Raw genomic sequence first — 14230 nt, forward strand, 5'->3', positions numbered from 1 at the left:
CTCAGGCCCGCGCCGCAGCCCCCAGCGCCCCGCGCGCGATGATCACCTGCTGGATCTGGGAGGTGCCCTCGTAGATCCGGAACAGCCGCGCGTCGCGGTAGAACCTCTCGACCGCGACCCCGCGGATGTAGCCCGACCCGCCGTGCACCTGCACCGCGCGGTCGGCGACGCGGCCCACCATCTCGCTCGCGAAGTACTTGGCCGCCGACGGTCCCTGCACCGTGTCGGTGCCCGCGTCGTAGGCCCGCGCGACGTCGAGCACGAGCGCGCGGCCCGCGTAGTGGTCGGTGACGGAGTCGGCGATCAGGCCCTGGATCAGCTGGAACGACGCGATCGGCTTGCCGCCCTGCTCGCGGGTCTTCGCGTACTCCACGGACTCGTGCACCAGCCGTCCCGCCATCCCGACGCACAGCGCCGCGATGTGGGCGCGGCCGTGCGCGAGGCACCTGGCGGCGATCTGGAAACCCTTGTCGACACCCTCGTCCCCGCCGACGAGCGCCTCGGCCGGTACCCGCACGTCGTCGAGGTAGACATCAGCGGTCCAGGCGCCGAACTGGCCCATCTTGTGGTCCTTGGGCCCGATCGACAGGCCCGGCGTGCCGGCGGGCACCAGGAACGTGGAGATGCCGCGGTTGCCGACGGCGTCGGGGTTGCTGCGGGCGAACACCATGATCACCTCGGCGACCGGCGCGTTGGTGATGAAGCGCTTGGCCCCGTTGAGCACCCAGTCGGTGCCGTCGCGCCGTGCGGTGGTGGCCAGGCCCGACGGGTCGGAGCCGGCGTCGGCCTCGGTGAGCCCGAACGAGGCGGTGACCTCGCCGGAGGCCAGCCGCGGCAGCCACGACTCCTTCTGCTCCTCGGTGCCGCCCTTGATCAGCACCTGCCCGGCGATGCCGTTGTTGGTGCCGAACAGCGACCGCAGCGCCGGGGTGGTCCAGCCCAGCTCGAAGGCGAGCTGCGCCTCCTCGTGCAGCGTCAGCCCCAGCCCGCCGTACTCCTGCGGGATCGCGAAGCCGTAGAGGCCCATGGCCTTGCAGGCGGCGATGACCGACGCGGGGATCGCGTCCTCGACGTCGATCTGCTCCTCCAGCGGCACCACCTCCGACCGGACGAAGGTACGTACGGAGGCCAGCACATCGGCCAGGTCGGACGGATCCACGTCGCTCTCGCTCTCGGTCGGCGTGCGGGGCGGTCGCGACGTTACCCGGGGTTCACCGGGGCGGCCCACCGCCCAGCTGCGTGCTCGTCTTCGGCTGCGGCAGCAGCACGTCCTGGCCCTCCTTGAGACCCGCGACGACTTCGGTGAAGTCGGACCCGGCCAGCCCGGCCGTGAACGGCGTGGTGATCTTCGTGCCGTCCTTGCCCGGCAGGTCGACCACCGGGTGGCCGGCATCGATGCGCACCGTGGACGACGGCACCCGCAGCGTGGCCTCGATCGCCTTGATCCGCACGTCGGCCTGCGCGGTCTGGCCGTTGCGCAGCTGCGGGTCGCTCTCGTCGAGCACGATCGTGGCGTAGTAGTTGACCACTCCCGAGATCACGGTGCCCGAGGGCGCCACAGCCAGGACCGTGCCCGGCTTCGTCAGCCCCGGCACGGCGTCGACGCTGACGTCGACCTTCTGGTTCGGGGTGATCTGCGCGGCATCGCTCTCCTCGAAGGGCACCACGAGCTGGAACGTGTCGACGTTGTTGAGCACGATGAGGGCGCTGCCCGCGGCGCTCGTGCCGGTGGCGCTCGCCGCGGCGTCGGGACGGCGCGCGCTGCTGCCGGGTGACTGCGCGGTGGTGCCGCCCGCGGCACCGACGAATTCGCCCGCCGCGCCGTTGACCGCCGAGACGACGCCCGCGACCGGCGCCTTGAGCACGGCGTTGTCGATGTTGCGCTGCGCGAGCGCCGCGGCGGCCTGCGCGTCACGCACCATCGCGGTCTGCGACGCGATGTTGGCCGGCCGGTCCGAGGCGGCACCGGTGCTGTTGTTCTGCGCGTTCACGACGCTCTGGGTGGCGTTCTGGATCGAGAGCTGCCCGCTCGCGGCGTCCACGTTCTGCTTCTGCTCGGCGTTGTCCACTGCGGTCTGCGAGGCCACCACGGTGCGCCGCGCCGAGTCCACTGCCGACTCGTCGGCGGCGATCCGGCCACACGCCGGATCGGTGCTGGTCGTGGCCGCGGGGGTGGTGCTGGCGGCGTTGGTGGTCCCGGTGTCGGCGCCACCCTCGGTGCCGGCCGCGGGGGCCCGGGTCGGCTGCGCCGCGCCGCCGGAGTCGCCGCCGGCGTTGTCGCAGGTGCGCTGGTCGTCGTGCAGCTTGCCCTCGGCGTCGTCGAGTGCTCCGCGGTCGAAGTCGAGCTGGGTGTGTGCGCGGTCGGTGGCGGTGGCGTCGGCGTCGGCGGTGGCTGCCACCTGCTGCTGCGTGGCGTCGAGGATGGCCTGTGCCTGGGCGAGGGTGGCCGCCGCGGCCTCCACCGCGTTGCCGCCGGTGATCTTGTCCAGCGCGGCCTGCTGCTGCGCGACCTTGGCGTTGGCCTGTTGCAGGGCCTGACGCAGCGCGAAGTCGTCGAGGCGGGCCAGCGACTGGCCCGCCGTGACCTTGTCGCCGACCTTGACCATGACCTCGGCCAGCTTGCCGCGATCGGGGAAGCCGAGGTTCTGCTCGCTGACCGCCGAGAGCGATCCCGAGGCCGAGACGCTCGTGGACACCGCTCCGCGGTCCACCTTGACGGTCGGCGCGGGCGTCGGGGTGCTGCTGCACGCCGCCACGGTGAGCACCGCCGCGGCGAGGCCGACCGCGCAGGCCCCCCGGCGGCTCCGTCGCCCGGTCGTTCGAGCCATGGGAAATCCTGCCTCTCGTCTCACTGGTAACGCAGCGCTTCGATCGGGCGCAGCCGCGCCGCGCGGTTGGCCGGGTAGCCGCCTGCGACGAGCCCGATCAGCAGGCTGATCGAGAACGAGAGCAGCACCGAGCCGAACGAGACCGCGGGCGGCGGGAAGTTGGGGATGAGCGAGGGCAGGACGGCGGCGGCCGTCAACGACAGTCCGACACCCAGCGCGATGCCCATCAGACCGCCGAGCCCGGAGAGGAACATCGACTCCAGCAGGAACTGCTGCAGGATCGCCCGGCGCTTGGCCCCGATGGCCTTGCGGATGCCGATCTCCCGCGTCCGCTCGGTGACCGTCACCAGCATGATGTTGGCGACGCCGATGCTGCCGACCACCAGCGAGATCCCCGCGACCGCACCGGTGAACAGGGTGAGGAAGCCCAGGAACTGCGTGAACTGGTCGAGCTGGCTCTGCAGGGCCTGTGCGTTGAAGTCGCGGTCCTCGGGGTTCCGGATGCCGTGGCGCGCCGAGAGGATGGTGGTGACCTGCTCGAGCGCGGCCGGGACGCTGTCGGTGGAGGTCGCCTTCACGATGAGGCTGTCGACCTTGTCGCTGCCGCCCAGCAGGTAGCTCCGTGCCGCACCGAGCGGCATGATCACCGTGTCGTCGCCCTGCCCGGCGGTCACCAGCACCCCGATCACGCGGAACGGCGTGCGGCCGATGCGGATCTCCTTGCCGATCGCGGCGCCGGCGTCGCCGCTGAACAGCTCCTGGACCGGGCGGGAACCCAGCACCACGACCTTCGCCTTCGTGCGTTCCTGCGCCTCGTCGAACATCCGCCCGACGGCCAGGTCGCGGCTGGTGACGTCGAGGTACCCGGCCGTGGTGCCGGTGACCGACGTGCGGTACTGGCCACCGCCGGTGACCTGCAGCAACGCGGCGCCGCCGACGACCGGGGTGACCGTGTCGACGTCCGGTGCCCGGGACGCGTTGCGCAGCGCCTCGATGTCGGCGTTGGTGAGCGGCTTGGCCGTGCCGCCACCGGGCACCGCACCCTGGGTCGAGGACACGGTGATCTGGTTGGCGAGCGAGCCGAACGCGTCGGTGAAACCGGACTGCAGCCCGTTGCCGAAGGCCACGAGCACGATGACCGCGGCCACGCCGATGACGATGCCCAGCGTGGTGAGCACCGAGCGCAGCCGGTTGGCGCTCAGGCCGCGCAGCGCGATCCGCGCCGACTCGAGGATGTTCACGGCACGACCGTCGAGAACACATCGGTGTGCTCGCGGTTCTCGTCGCTCACGATCCGGCCGTCGTGCAGCTTGATCACGCGCTTCGCGAACGCGGCGACGTCGTCCTCGTGGGTGATGAGCACCACCGTGCGGCCGGCCTTGTTGAGCTCCACGAGCAACCGCATGATCTCGGTGGTCGACGTCGAGTCGAGGTTGCCCGTCGGCTCGTCGGCCAGGATCATCTTCGGGTCGGTCACCAGCGCCCGCGCGATCGCCACCCGCTGCTGCTGCCCACCGGAGAGCTCGTTGGGCATGTGGGTGGCGCGTTCGCCGAGGCCCACCCGCTCCAGTGCTGCCCGCGCGCGGGCCCTGCGGTCGCGCCCGCCGGAGTAGACCAGCGGCAGCTCGACGTTGCGCAGCGCGTTGGTGCGCGGGATCAGGTTGAAGGACTGGAAGACGAAACCGATCCGCGTGTTGCGGATCTCGGCGAGGCGGCCCTCCTTGAGCTGCCCGACGTCGATCCCGTCGAGCCGGTAGACGCCCATGGTCGGCACGTCGAGGCAACCGAGGATGTTCATCATCGTGCTCTTGCCGGAGCCGGAGTGACCCATGATCGCGACGAGGTCGCCCTCGTCGATGCGCAGGCTCACGTCGTCGAGCGCCCGCACCTCGACGGAGTCGGTGCGATAGATCTTCGACACGGAGTCGAGCTCGATCATGACCCTCCCCTGGAACAGGCTTCACTCGAAAGCCTGATCCGGTCGTCCAACGACGGTTGCTCTCCGTCGTGACGAACTATGGGGTATGCCCTAGCTGAGGGTTTCTCAGCATCCGGGGCAGGATCATCGTTACGTCAGGTGACGCCATCGGCGCGCAGTACGGCGATCTCGGCGTCGGTGAGGCCGAGCTCGCGCAGGGCGGCCGCGGAGTGCTCGCCCAGCCCTGGAACCGGGTCCATGCGCGGCGCCCACGCTGCCGTGTCACCGGGCGGGAGCAGCGCCGGAACCGGCCCGTTCGGGGTGTCGACGCTGCCCCAGCGGTGGCGGGCGTCCAGGTGCGGATGAGTGAGGACGTCCGCGGCGGTGTTGTAGCGGGAGTTGCCGATGCCGGCGGCGTCGGCGGCGGCCTGGATCGTGGCCAGGTCGGTGCGTGCGCACCAGGCCGCCACCTCCGCGTCGAGCTCGCCGCGCTGTGCCACCCGGTCGGCAGCGCCCGCGTAGCGCGGGTCGTCGGCGAGGTCGGGACGGCCGAGCAGTTCGCGGGCGAACCGCTGCCACTCCCGGTCGCTGGTGGTGCCGAGCACGACCGTCTGGCCGTCGGCGGTGGCGTAGGCGCCGTAGGGAGCGACGGCGGGGGAGCCCATGCCGACGGGCTGCTGCTCGACACCGGTGTGGCGGGTGAAGTGCAGGGAGTAGCCCATGAGCTCGGTCAGCACGTCGAACATCGGGACGTGCACGGCCGCCCCGCCGGCGCCTGCCTGGCGCCGGTAGAGCGCCGCGAGCACGAGGATCGTGGCGTAGAGCCCGGACGAGGTGTCGGCGAACGGCGGCCCCGCCTTCGCAGGCGCGCCCGCGGTACCGGTGATGGAGCAGGCCCCGGCCTCGGCCTGCACCAGCAGGTCGTAGGCGCGCTTGTGGGAGAGCGGGCCGCCGGGCCCGTACCCCGAGATCTCGACGCTGACCAGGTGCGGATGCTGCTGGGCGAGCTGTTCCGGTCCGATCCCGAGCCGGTCGGTGGCACCCGGCGCGAGGTTGGACACCAGCACGTCGGCGACGGCGAGCAAGCGGTGCAGCAGTTCGAGCCCGCGCGGGTCCTTCAGGTCGAGTGTCAGCGACTCCTTGCCACGGTTGACCCAGACGAAGTGCGCGGCCATGCCGTTGACGACGTCGTCGTAGTCACGGGCGAAGTCGCCACCGCGCGGGTTCTCCACCTTGATCACCCGCGCGCCCAGGTCGGCGAGGGTGCGCGTGGCCAGCGGGGCGGAGACGGCCTGCTCGAGCGCGACGACGGTGACCCCGGCGAGGGGACCCGTCACTTCACGACCGCGAGCACGAACCCGTCGTAGCTCTTGGCGCCGACCGTCTGGATGGCGGTGGCGTCGACGCGCGGCTCGGCGGCGATCGCCTCGGCGAAGCGGCGGGTGCCGACGACCGAGGGCTCGGTGCTGGCGGCGTCGACGACCTTGCCGGCGCGCACCACGTTGTCCACGATGATCATCCCGCCGGGCCGCGAGAGGCGCAGCGCGTGCTGGAAGTACTCGGTGTTGGACACCTTGTCGGCGTCGATGAACGCGAGGTCGAACGGGCCGTCCAGGGTGGCGAGGGTGTCGAGGGCCGGGCCGACCCGAACGTCGACGACGTCGGCGAGGCCGGCCCGGGCGACGTTGGACTCCGCGACCTCGGCGTGTGCCTTGTCGATCTCGCACGTGATCAGACTGCCGCCTGCGGGCAGGGCCCTGGCCAGCCAGATCGTGGAGTAGCCGCCCAGCGTGCCCACCTCGAGGATGCGCTGCGCCCCGATGGAGCGGGCCAGCAGGTTGAGCAGCTTGCCCTGGGCGGCGGAGACGTCGATGGGCGGGAGGCCGGCTGCGGTGTTGGCCGCGAGGGCGGCATCGAGGGCTGCGTCGGGGGCGAGGAGGTGCCCGTTCCAGTAGTCGTCGACGGCGGTCCAGACCTGATCAACCATGGCTCTCACCCTAGGCTTCCGACCATGCCCGATGTCTATGAACAGTTCTCCGCGCTGCGCATCGAACGCCCCGACGACGGGATCCTGCAGATCGTGCTGGACGGCCCGAACCTCAACGCCGTGGGCTTCGACGCGCACGCGCAACTCGGCGACATCTGGCCGGTGATCGACCGCGACCCGACCGTACGCGCGGTGGTGATCCGCGGCGCCGGTCGCGCGTTCTCGGCGGGCGGCTCCTTCGACATGATCGAGGCGATGGTGGCCGACCCGGCCGTCCGCACGCGGATCCTGCGCGAGGCCCGCGACCTCGTCTACAACGTGATCAACTGCTCGACGCCGGTGGTGTCGGCGATCCACGGCCCCTGCGTGGGGGCGGGGCTGGCGGTGGCGCTGCTGGCCGACATCTCGATCGCGTCCCGCACGGCCAAGATCGTCGATGGCCACACCCGCCTCGGGGTGGCTGCCGGCGACCACGCGGTGATCAACTGGCCGCTGCTGTGCGGGATGGCGAAGGCGAAGTACTATCTGCTGACCTGCGAGCCGCTGACGGGGGAGGAGGCCGAACGCATCGGCCTGGTCTCCCTCTGCGTCGAGGAGGACGAGGTGCACGACCGGGCCATGGCGGTGGCACGGAAGCTGGCAGCCGGCTCGCCCACGGCGCTGGCGTTCACGAAGCAGGCGCTCAACAACTGGTACCGGGCGGCCGGACCGTCGTTCGACGCGTCCTTGGCGCTGGAGTTCTACGGCTTCGGACTGGCCGATGTGCAGGAGGGCATCGCCTCGCATCGGGAGAAGAGGGCGCCGAAGTTCGGGGGGTGAGTTCCGCGCCTCCACCGCCACCTCCGCGGGTCCCGAACTGCAGCATGGTGGCTTTCCAAGCGTTGAGTTGCAGGATGGCCACCATCATGCGATTCGGGAACGGGTGGCCGGGCGGACCACCCGCGCTACCGCCGGGTGACGAGCAGGGCCGGACGTGGACGGTTGGCGGCGTGGGCGTGTGCTGAGATGAGCGTCTGCCGGACCAGCTGTCGCTCCAGCCTCATCGTGCTCGGCTGTGATGGCACGTGAATGATGCCGGCTGCTGCGTAGGCGGCAGCTTTCGCCACTGTCCGGTTGTGGTCCGGCGGGCTCAGGTGCCATTCCGTGGAATCGATCTCCCAGGCCATCGCGACCTCGTCGAACCAGGCGTCCGGATACCCGATGAGCTTCCCGTCGAGGGTGCACACGCGCGCGTTCCACCACGGCTCGGGGAGCCCGGTGCTCGCCCACAACGCCCGCGCGTCGAGTTCGGCGGCAGACCGGACACCGGCAGCCACACCAGCCAGAACGTTTCGCGGGGTTGCGGTACCCCGGCGGCTGCATTCGTTGAGCTCGGCGTCGAGCGCAGCGATCGTGCACAACCGCTGCTGGACCGGATCCGACAGCAGTTCGGCGATGTCGCCGCGCCGCCGCAGCCGGCGAGCCGCGTCGATGCTCGCGCGGGCGACGGGCGCGAGCGGAACGCCGTCACGAACGATCGGCACGGGCAGTCGAGATGTTCGTTCGACGTGCACGAAGCCGATGGTGCGAACCTGCCTCGTGTGCGGGACGAGGATCTGGATCTCACCGATTCCGCGCGGCCCCCTGCGCACGCCATGGCGGCGACAGGCCTCCAGCCCGGTGACGATGGCATCGGGTCCGCCGAGCAGTAGCGCTGCGACCACCTTCTGATCGATCGTGGGCACACCATTGGTCAACAAGATGATGCCCGGCAGCAGCCGCCGCCAAGGTCCGCCGTCCCGACAACGGGCGTAGATGGTGCTCTCAGCAATCCCGAGCTCTGCGAGTGTTCTGGCGCGGATCACACCCTTGTTGCTCGCCGCCCTGATGATGTCGAGATCATCAGCCCACCGTCCCCGTCGCATCGGCACATGGTGAGCGAATCGGTGCCGCTGCGAGGGCGTTTGAGAGAAGCCGTTTGGGGTCGGCAGGCGCTCCTCGATCGCAGCATGGTGGCCATCCTGCGATTGAACGCTTGGAAAGCCACCATGCTGCGGCTCCCGGAGTCGGTTCAACGGTTTGCCGGAGCAAACGCCAAGCCGCCCCGGTTCGGGTTTGCCCTACCCTCCCCACGGAGGGGCACCGGCTGGGGGAGAGCGTGGCAGAGGTCGAAGCTGGTCACATGACCGAGATCGTTCCCGCCCACACCGTCCCGTTCGGGGATCTGTCCTTCGGCGGCAGGCTGGCGCGCCGCATGGGGTACATCGTCACCGGCTTGCCCCTGTGCATCGTGGCGTTCGGGCTGGCCGTCGCCGGCTTCTCGGCGGGGGTCAGCACGCTGGTGGTGTGGGTCGGCCTGCCGATCCTCGTCGCCACGCTGTACGTGATGCGCAGCCTCGCCGGCGTGGAGCGCCGCAGCGCGGAGTGGGTCACGGGTCGGGCGTTGCCGCCGCACTACTACCGCGCCCCCCGGGGCTCCGGCATCGCGCGCCTGTTCAGCCGCCTGGCGGAGCCCCAGTCGTGGCGGGATCTGCTGCACGCCATCGTCGCGTTCCCGGTCACCATCACCACGTTCTGTGTGGCGGTGTCGTGGACGGTCGGCGGGTTGGGCTCGCTGCTCTACTTCGCCTGGGAGTGGTCGCTGCCCCACGGCCGCGGCAACGGCGGCCTGTGGTGGCTCATCACCGGCCAGTACGACCGGGCGACGGAGGGCGTCGTCAACACCATCGCCGGCGCGCTACTGGTGATCACCTCGCCTGCGGTCGTGCGCGCCATGGTCGGGTTGCGCGTCGCACTCACCCGCAGCCTGCTGACCAACCAGACGGCCGCGCTGCAGGCGCGCGCCACGCAGCTCGAGAGCAGCCGCCGCTCTGCCGTGCAGGCCGAGGCCCAGACGCTGCGCCGCGTCGAGCGCGACATCCACGACGGCCCGCAGCAGCGGCTGGTGCGCCTCAACATGGACCTCGAGACCGTCGCCCGCCGTCTCGACGACGCCCCGGAGAAGGCGGCGCCGCTCGTCGCCGAGGCGCTGCAGCAGAGCCGGGAGGCACTCGCCGAGCTGCGCGCCCTCTCGCGCGGCATCGCCCCGCCGATCCTCGCCGACCGGGGCCTCGGCCCGGCGCTCGCGGCCGCCGCGGCCCGCTGCCCCGTGCAGGTCTCCCTCGACGTCGCGCTGCCGGCGGGCAAGCGCCTCGCCGACGCCGTGGAGAACACCGCCTACTTCGTGGTCACCGAGGCGCTGACGAACGTCGCCAAGCACGCCCAGGCCTCGCTCGTCACCGTCGTGGTCACCAGCGACACCGAGCGGGTGCTCGTCCAGGTCCGCGACGACGGCGTCGGCGGCGCGCACCTGGGCAAGGGACACGGTCTGGCCGGGCTCGCCGACCGCCTCGCCACCGTCGAGGGCGCGCTCGACGTCGTCAGCCCGGACGGCGGTCCCACGATCCTCACGGCCGAGATCCCGCTGATCGGGCTCGGTGAGATGCCCCGTCGCGTCTGACGGCGACCGGCGTGGGGCAGTATCGACGCCGTGCGCGTCGTGCTGGCAGAGGATTCGTTGTTGCTCCGGGAAGGCCTCATCCGCCTCCTCGACGAGGCAGGGGCCACGGTGGTGGCCGCGGTCGGTGACGGTGTCACGCTCGTCGACGCCGTCGTCGAGCACCGCCCCGACGTCGCGGTGGTCGACGTCCGCATGCCGCCCTCGTTCACCGACGAGGGCCTGCGCGCGGCGCTGGAGCTGCGCAAGCGGGTGCCCGGCACGGCGGTGCTGGTGCTGTCGCAGTACGTCGAGGAGTCCTACGCCTCCGACCTGCTCGGTGCGGGGGGCGGCGTCGGATACCTGCTCAAGGACCGCGTCTCCAAGCTCGCCGACCTGTCCGACGCCCTGGAGCGGGTGGTCGCGGGCGGCACCGTGCTCGACCCCGAGGTCGTGTCCGCCCTGTTCGCGCACCGCCGCCGCAACGATCCGCTCAGCGCGCTCTCGCCGCGGGAGCGAGAGGTGCTCGGGCTGATGGCCGAGGGCCGCACCAACACCGCCATCGGTCGCGCGCTCGTGGTCACCCAGGGTGCGGTCGAGAAGCACATCTCGTCGATCTTCACGAAGCTCGGGTTGCCGCCGTCGGGCGACGATCACCGTCGGGTGATGGCGGTTCTCACCTGGTTGGGGGCCTGAGCACCGCACGTGTGAGTGGTGTGGCGGGACCCGCGGGAAGGCATGCTCGGATCGTCATGATCGACGGGCGCCGGGACCGGGGGACGCATGCTCGCTGGGCGCTGGGGCCGTCGGATGGCCGCCCTCGTGATCGCTTCGAGCGCGCTGTGGCCCGGATCGGCCGACCCGCCCGGGCCCGCCGTTCCCGTCCCCGCTGTTCCCAACGCAGTGATCGACCACCGGGCCTCGGTGGCGGTGACCACCGCGCTCGCGCAGCTCGGCCTGCCCTACGAGTGGGGCGGCAACGGCCCGGCCGCCGGTGACGCGGGTTTCGACTGCTCCGGGCTCACCCGGTTCGCCTACGCCGCCACCGGGATCCGGTTGCCGCGCACGGCGTTCGGCCAGTTCTACGCCGGTCCGGTCGTGGCGTCCGGTGCCCCGCTGCTCCCGGGGGACCTGGTCTTCTACGGCGTTGCCGCCGACGTCCACCACGTCGGGCTCTACCTCGGTGACGGGAAGATGGTCAACGCGACGATGACCGGCCAGCCGATCAAGGTGTCCTACTACCGCTGGCCCGGCGACGACTACTTCGGGGCGACCCGTCCGACGGCGGCCCCGGACGCCGCCGACGTCGCGGCGGCGCCACCGGCGCCCAAGCCTGCTCCGCAGGGTTACCCCGCACGGATCTTCGAGGCGCCGTCGGCTCCGTTGCCCGACGGGCTGCCCGACGTCACTGCGCCGCAGCCGCCGGAGGCGGAGTCGGCCGCCGCCGCACTGGCCGCCCAAGGCGTCACCGCCGCGACCCGGTGACGCGATCAGACATCTCAGGCGACATCAATAGCACCTTGTGTGACGTCACAATGACGTCATAGCATGACGCTCATGGGCGAGCTGGAACTCCGCATCTCCGACCAGGACCGCGAACGCGCGGCCACCGTGCTGCACGCCGCGGTCGGGGAGGGCCGGCTCACGTGGTTCGAGCACGAGGAACGGGTGCGCGGCGTCTACGCCGCGCGCACCGGCGCCGAGCTGGAGCCGTGGCTCGCCGACCTGCCGGCCGCCCGCTCCGCGGTGCCGATGACGACGCGTCCGACGGCGCCCGCGGTCGCGCCGGAGAGCGCACCGCTGCGCGTCATGCTCAGCAAGGTCCGCAGGCGCCCGGATCCCGGCGTCGGCCAGCTCTACGTCGAGGCGACGCTCGGCGCCGCGGTGCTCGACCTGCGGGAGCTGCCCGCCGGATGCTTCATCGACGTGGTGGCCGACTCCGTGCTCGGCAAGGTCGAGATCTACGTCTCGCCCGGCACCCGCCTGATCGACATCGGCACCGCCACCCTCGGCAAGCGCTCGGTCGTGGAGCACGGCCGTCACCGCGGCACGCCACTCCGGCCCGACTCCCCGGTCGTCCGCGTGGCCGGCCACAGCTCGCTGGGCCACGTCCGCGTCACTATCGGTTAGCAACCCGCCGTCGAGAACGACGTTGTCATGATCAACAAGCCCTGTTGATCATCGTAACGTCGTTCTCGACGGTCAGGGGGTGACGGCGCGTAGGTCCAGGTCCAGTTCTGCCGGGGCGCCTGCCACCAGCCGCACCGGGATGCCCCAATCCTGCTGGTAGCGGTGGCAGGCCGCATAGATGCCGTCGCCCTCGTCGCAGGCCGCGGCCGCCACGCTGATCTGCAGCACCCCCTCGGTTGGCCCGTCGGCGGCCAGCGTCAGCACCCGGTGCAGCCCCTGACCGGTGCCAGCGCCCGCCACCAGCAGCTCCGGCGGTGAGGCCATCACGGTCAGCTGCGTCGGATCGCCGAACCTCGTGTCGAGGTGCTGCCCCGCAGGCGGGACGAACGCGACCCGCAGGTCCACCGGCCCCGACGCGAGGTCGGTGCTCGTGCGCCGCACCCGGTGCGCGTCGTCACGCAGCGCCCGCGTGCTCGCCGGGATCGGCACCCGCACCAGCCGGTGCGCGGCCGACTCCACGACCACGAGGTCGTCGCCGTCGACGAGCAGGTCGCTCGGTTCGCGCAGGTCCGTGGCCAGCGTCGTCACCGCGCGCGTCGCCGGGTCGTAGCGGCGCACGGCACCGTTGTAGGTGTCGGCGACCGCCACCGACCGGTCGGGCAGCACGGCCACGGCCAGCGGGTGCTGCAGCAGCGCCGCGTCGGCGGGGCCGTCGCGGTAGCCGAAGTCGAACAGGCCCTGACCGACGGCCGTCGAGACGAGGCCGGCTCGCAGCTCCCGCACCGCGGACGTCTCCGAGTCGGCGATCCACAGCGTCGCGCCGTCGCTCACCAGCCCCGAGGGCTGGGCGAAGAACGCCTCCTCCGGACGGCCGTCGCGCAGCCCCTCCGTGGTGGTGCCGGCCAGCACCGCGACCGCACCCGAGAGCGGGTCGAACGTCCACAGCTGGTGGTTGCCCGCCATCGCGACGACGACCCGGCCGTCCCACCACGCGACGTCCCACGGCGTCGACAGCTCGTCGGAGGAGCCGCCCACCTCGACGCGGGTCCGCAGTTGCGCACCCGTGCCGGCGAGCGTGGTGACCACACCGTCGGCGAGCCGGACGCCCCGCAGCGCGTGGTTGACGCTATCGGCCACCACGACGTCGTAGGCCGCCGTGCCGGACGGGAGCAGCGCGAGCCCCTGCGGCTCGCTGAACTGCGCCGACGCTCCGTCGACGAGCCCGCGCGCGCCCGTCCCGATGCGCCGTACCTCCGTGGTGAGGTCGTCGGCGAGCTCGACGAGCTGGTGGTGCGCGGTGTCCGAGACCAGGAACGTGCCACCGGGCAGCGCGATCACCTTTCCGGGGAACCGCAGCGCCGTAGCCGGTTCCGGCGGCGCGACGTACGGGCCGTCGCCGCGGCGCAGCGCGTCGCCGTGCTCGGCGATCAGCTCCTCGACCAGCACCGTGAGCCCGTGCGCGTGGCCCTCACCGGCGAGGTGCGCGACGACGTAGCCCTGCGGGTCGATCACGACCAGCGTCGGCCAGGCCCGCGCGGCGTAGGCGTCCCACGTGGTGAGCTCGGGATCGTCCAGCACCGGGTGGTGCACGCCGTAGCGCTCCACGGCGGCGTCGAGGGCATCGGGGTCGGCCTCGTGCAGGAACTTCGGAGAGTGCACGCCGATCGTCACCAGCACGTCGGCGTAGCGCTCCTCCAGCTCACGCAGCTCGTCGAGCACGTGCAGGCAGTTCACGCAGCAGAACGTCCAGAAGTCCAGCAGCACGATCTTGCCCCGCAGGGTCGCGAGCGACAGCTCCTGCCCGCCCGTGTTCAGCCAGCGTCGACCGCGCAGCTGCGGCGCCCGTACCCGAGTTCGTCCCACGCACGCCGCAACACGCCGCGACGTGCCGGTGTTCCGACGCGGCATGGACC

The 14230-nt window shown here is 71.8% G+C and carries 13 protein-coding genes; 5 read left to right on the top strand and 8 right to left on the bottom strand.

Going from position 1 to position 14230, the window contains the following annotated elements; all coding sequences use genetic code 11:
• Position 1 precedes the first annotated feature (1 nt).
• The 6 genes from ACFPFQ_RS46350 to ACFPFQ_RS46375 form a co-directional block, all read right to left on the bottom strand.
• Positions 2-1159 (bottom strand): acyl-CoA dehydrogenase family protein, encoded by a 1158-nt coding sequence (locus ACFPFQ_RS46350; RefSeq protein ID WP_379629695.1) that lies wholly within the window; start codon positions 1157-1159, stop codon positions 2-4.
• Between the two features lie 52 nt (positions 1160-1211).
• A complete protein-coding gene (locus ACFPFQ_RS46355) occupies positions 1212-2828 on the bottom strand; it encodes an efflux RND transporter periplasmic adaptor subunit (RefSeq protein WP_379629696.1) in 1617 nt (538 codons plus the stop codon).
• A 20-nt stretch (positions 2829-2848) separates the two neighbouring features.
• Positions 2849-4069 (bottom strand): ABC transporter permease, encoded by a 1221-nt coding sequence (locus ACFPFQ_RS46360; protein WP_379629697.1) that lies wholly within the window; start codon positions 4067-4069, stop codon positions 2849-2851.
• A complete protein-coding gene (locus ACFPFQ_RS46365) occupies positions 4066-4767 on the bottom strand; it encodes an ABC transporter ATP-binding protein (protein WP_379629698.1) in 702 nt (233 codons plus the stop codon). The genes ACFPFQ_RS46360 and ACFPFQ_RS46365 overlap by 4 nt, the downstream gene beginning before the upstream one ends.
• Before the next feature lie 134 nt (positions 4768-4901).
• Positions 4902-6083 carry a CaiB/BaiF CoA transferase family protein gene (locus tag ACFPFQ_RS46370; protein WP_379629699.1) on the bottom strand — a complete coding sequence of 394 codons (1182 nt, stop codon included), beginning with the start codon at positions 6081-6083 and terminating at the stop codon, positions 4902-4904.
• Positions 6080-6733: an O-methyltransferase gene (locus tag ACFPFQ_RS46375; protein WP_379629700.1), complete on the bottom strand. Its 654-nt coding sequence runs from the start codon at positions 6731-6733 to the stop codon at positions 6080-6082. Before ACFPFQ_RS46375 ends, ACFPFQ_RS46370 begins: the two co-directional genes overlap by 4 nt.
• Positions 6734-6757: 24 nt before the next feature.
• Here ACFPFQ_RS46375 and ACFPFQ_RS46380 point away from each other — a divergent pair, with 24 nt between their 5' ends.
• Positions 6758-7552 carry an enoyl-CoA hydratase/isomerase family protein gene (locus ACFPFQ_RS46380; protein WP_379629701.1) on the top strand — a complete coding sequence of 265 codons (795 nt, stop codon included), beginning with the start codon at positions 6758-6760 and terminating at the stop codon, positions 7550-7552.
• 125 nt (positions 7553-7677) lie between these two features.
• Here the strand turns inward: ACFPFQ_RS46380 and ACFPFQ_RS46385 are convergent, their stop codons facing one another.
• On the bottom strand, positions 7678-8787 hold the full coding sequence (locus tag ACFPFQ_RS46385) for a hypothetical protein (RefSeq protein WP_379629702.1): 1110 nt from the start codon (positions 8785-8787) through the stop codon (positions 7678-7680).
• A 107-nt stretch (positions 8788-8894) separates the two neighbouring features.
• On the opposite strand from ACFPFQ_RS46385, the gene ACFPFQ_RS46390 reads away from it, so the two are divergent.
• From ACFPFQ_RS46390 to ACFPFQ_RS46405, 4 genes are all read left to right on the top strand, one after another.
• Positions 8895-10211 carry a sensor histidine kinase gene (locus ACFPFQ_RS46390; RefSeq protein ID WP_379629703.1) on the top strand — a complete coding sequence of 439 codons (1317 nt, stop codon included), beginning with the start codon at positions 8895-8897 and terminating at the stop codon, positions 10209-10211.
• A 30-nt stretch (positions 10212-10241) separates the two neighbouring features.
• A complete protein-coding gene (locus ACFPFQ_RS46395) occupies positions 10242-10883 on the top strand; it encodes a response regulator transcription factor (protein ID WP_379629704.1) in 642 nt (213 codons plus the stop codon).
• A gap of 126 nt (positions 10884-11009) precedes the next feature.
• A complete protein-coding gene (locus ACFPFQ_RS46400; protein WP_379629705.1) occupies positions 11010-11672 on the top strand; it encodes a C40 family peptidase in 663 nt (220 codons plus the stop codon).
• A gap of 72 nt (positions 11673-11744) precedes the next feature.
• Positions 11745-12317: a DUF1707 SHOCT-like domain-containing protein gene (locus tag ACFPFQ_RS46405; RefSeq protein WP_379629706.1), complete on the top strand. Its 573-nt coding sequence runs from the start codon at positions 11745-11747 to the stop codon at positions 12315-12317.
• 72 nt (positions 12318-12389) lie between these two features.
• Here ACFPFQ_RS46405 and ACFPFQ_RS46410 read toward each other — a convergent pair whose 3' ends face one another.
• Complete coding sequence (locus tag ACFPFQ_RS46410) at positions 12390-14225, bottom strand: NHL domain-containing thioredoxin family protein (protein ID WP_379629707.1); 1836 nt, start codon at positions 14223-14225, stop codon at positions 12390-12392.
• Positions 14226-14230: the final 5 nt, after the last annotated feature.

The organism is Pseudonocardia sp. GCM10023141 (assembly GCF_042653605.1).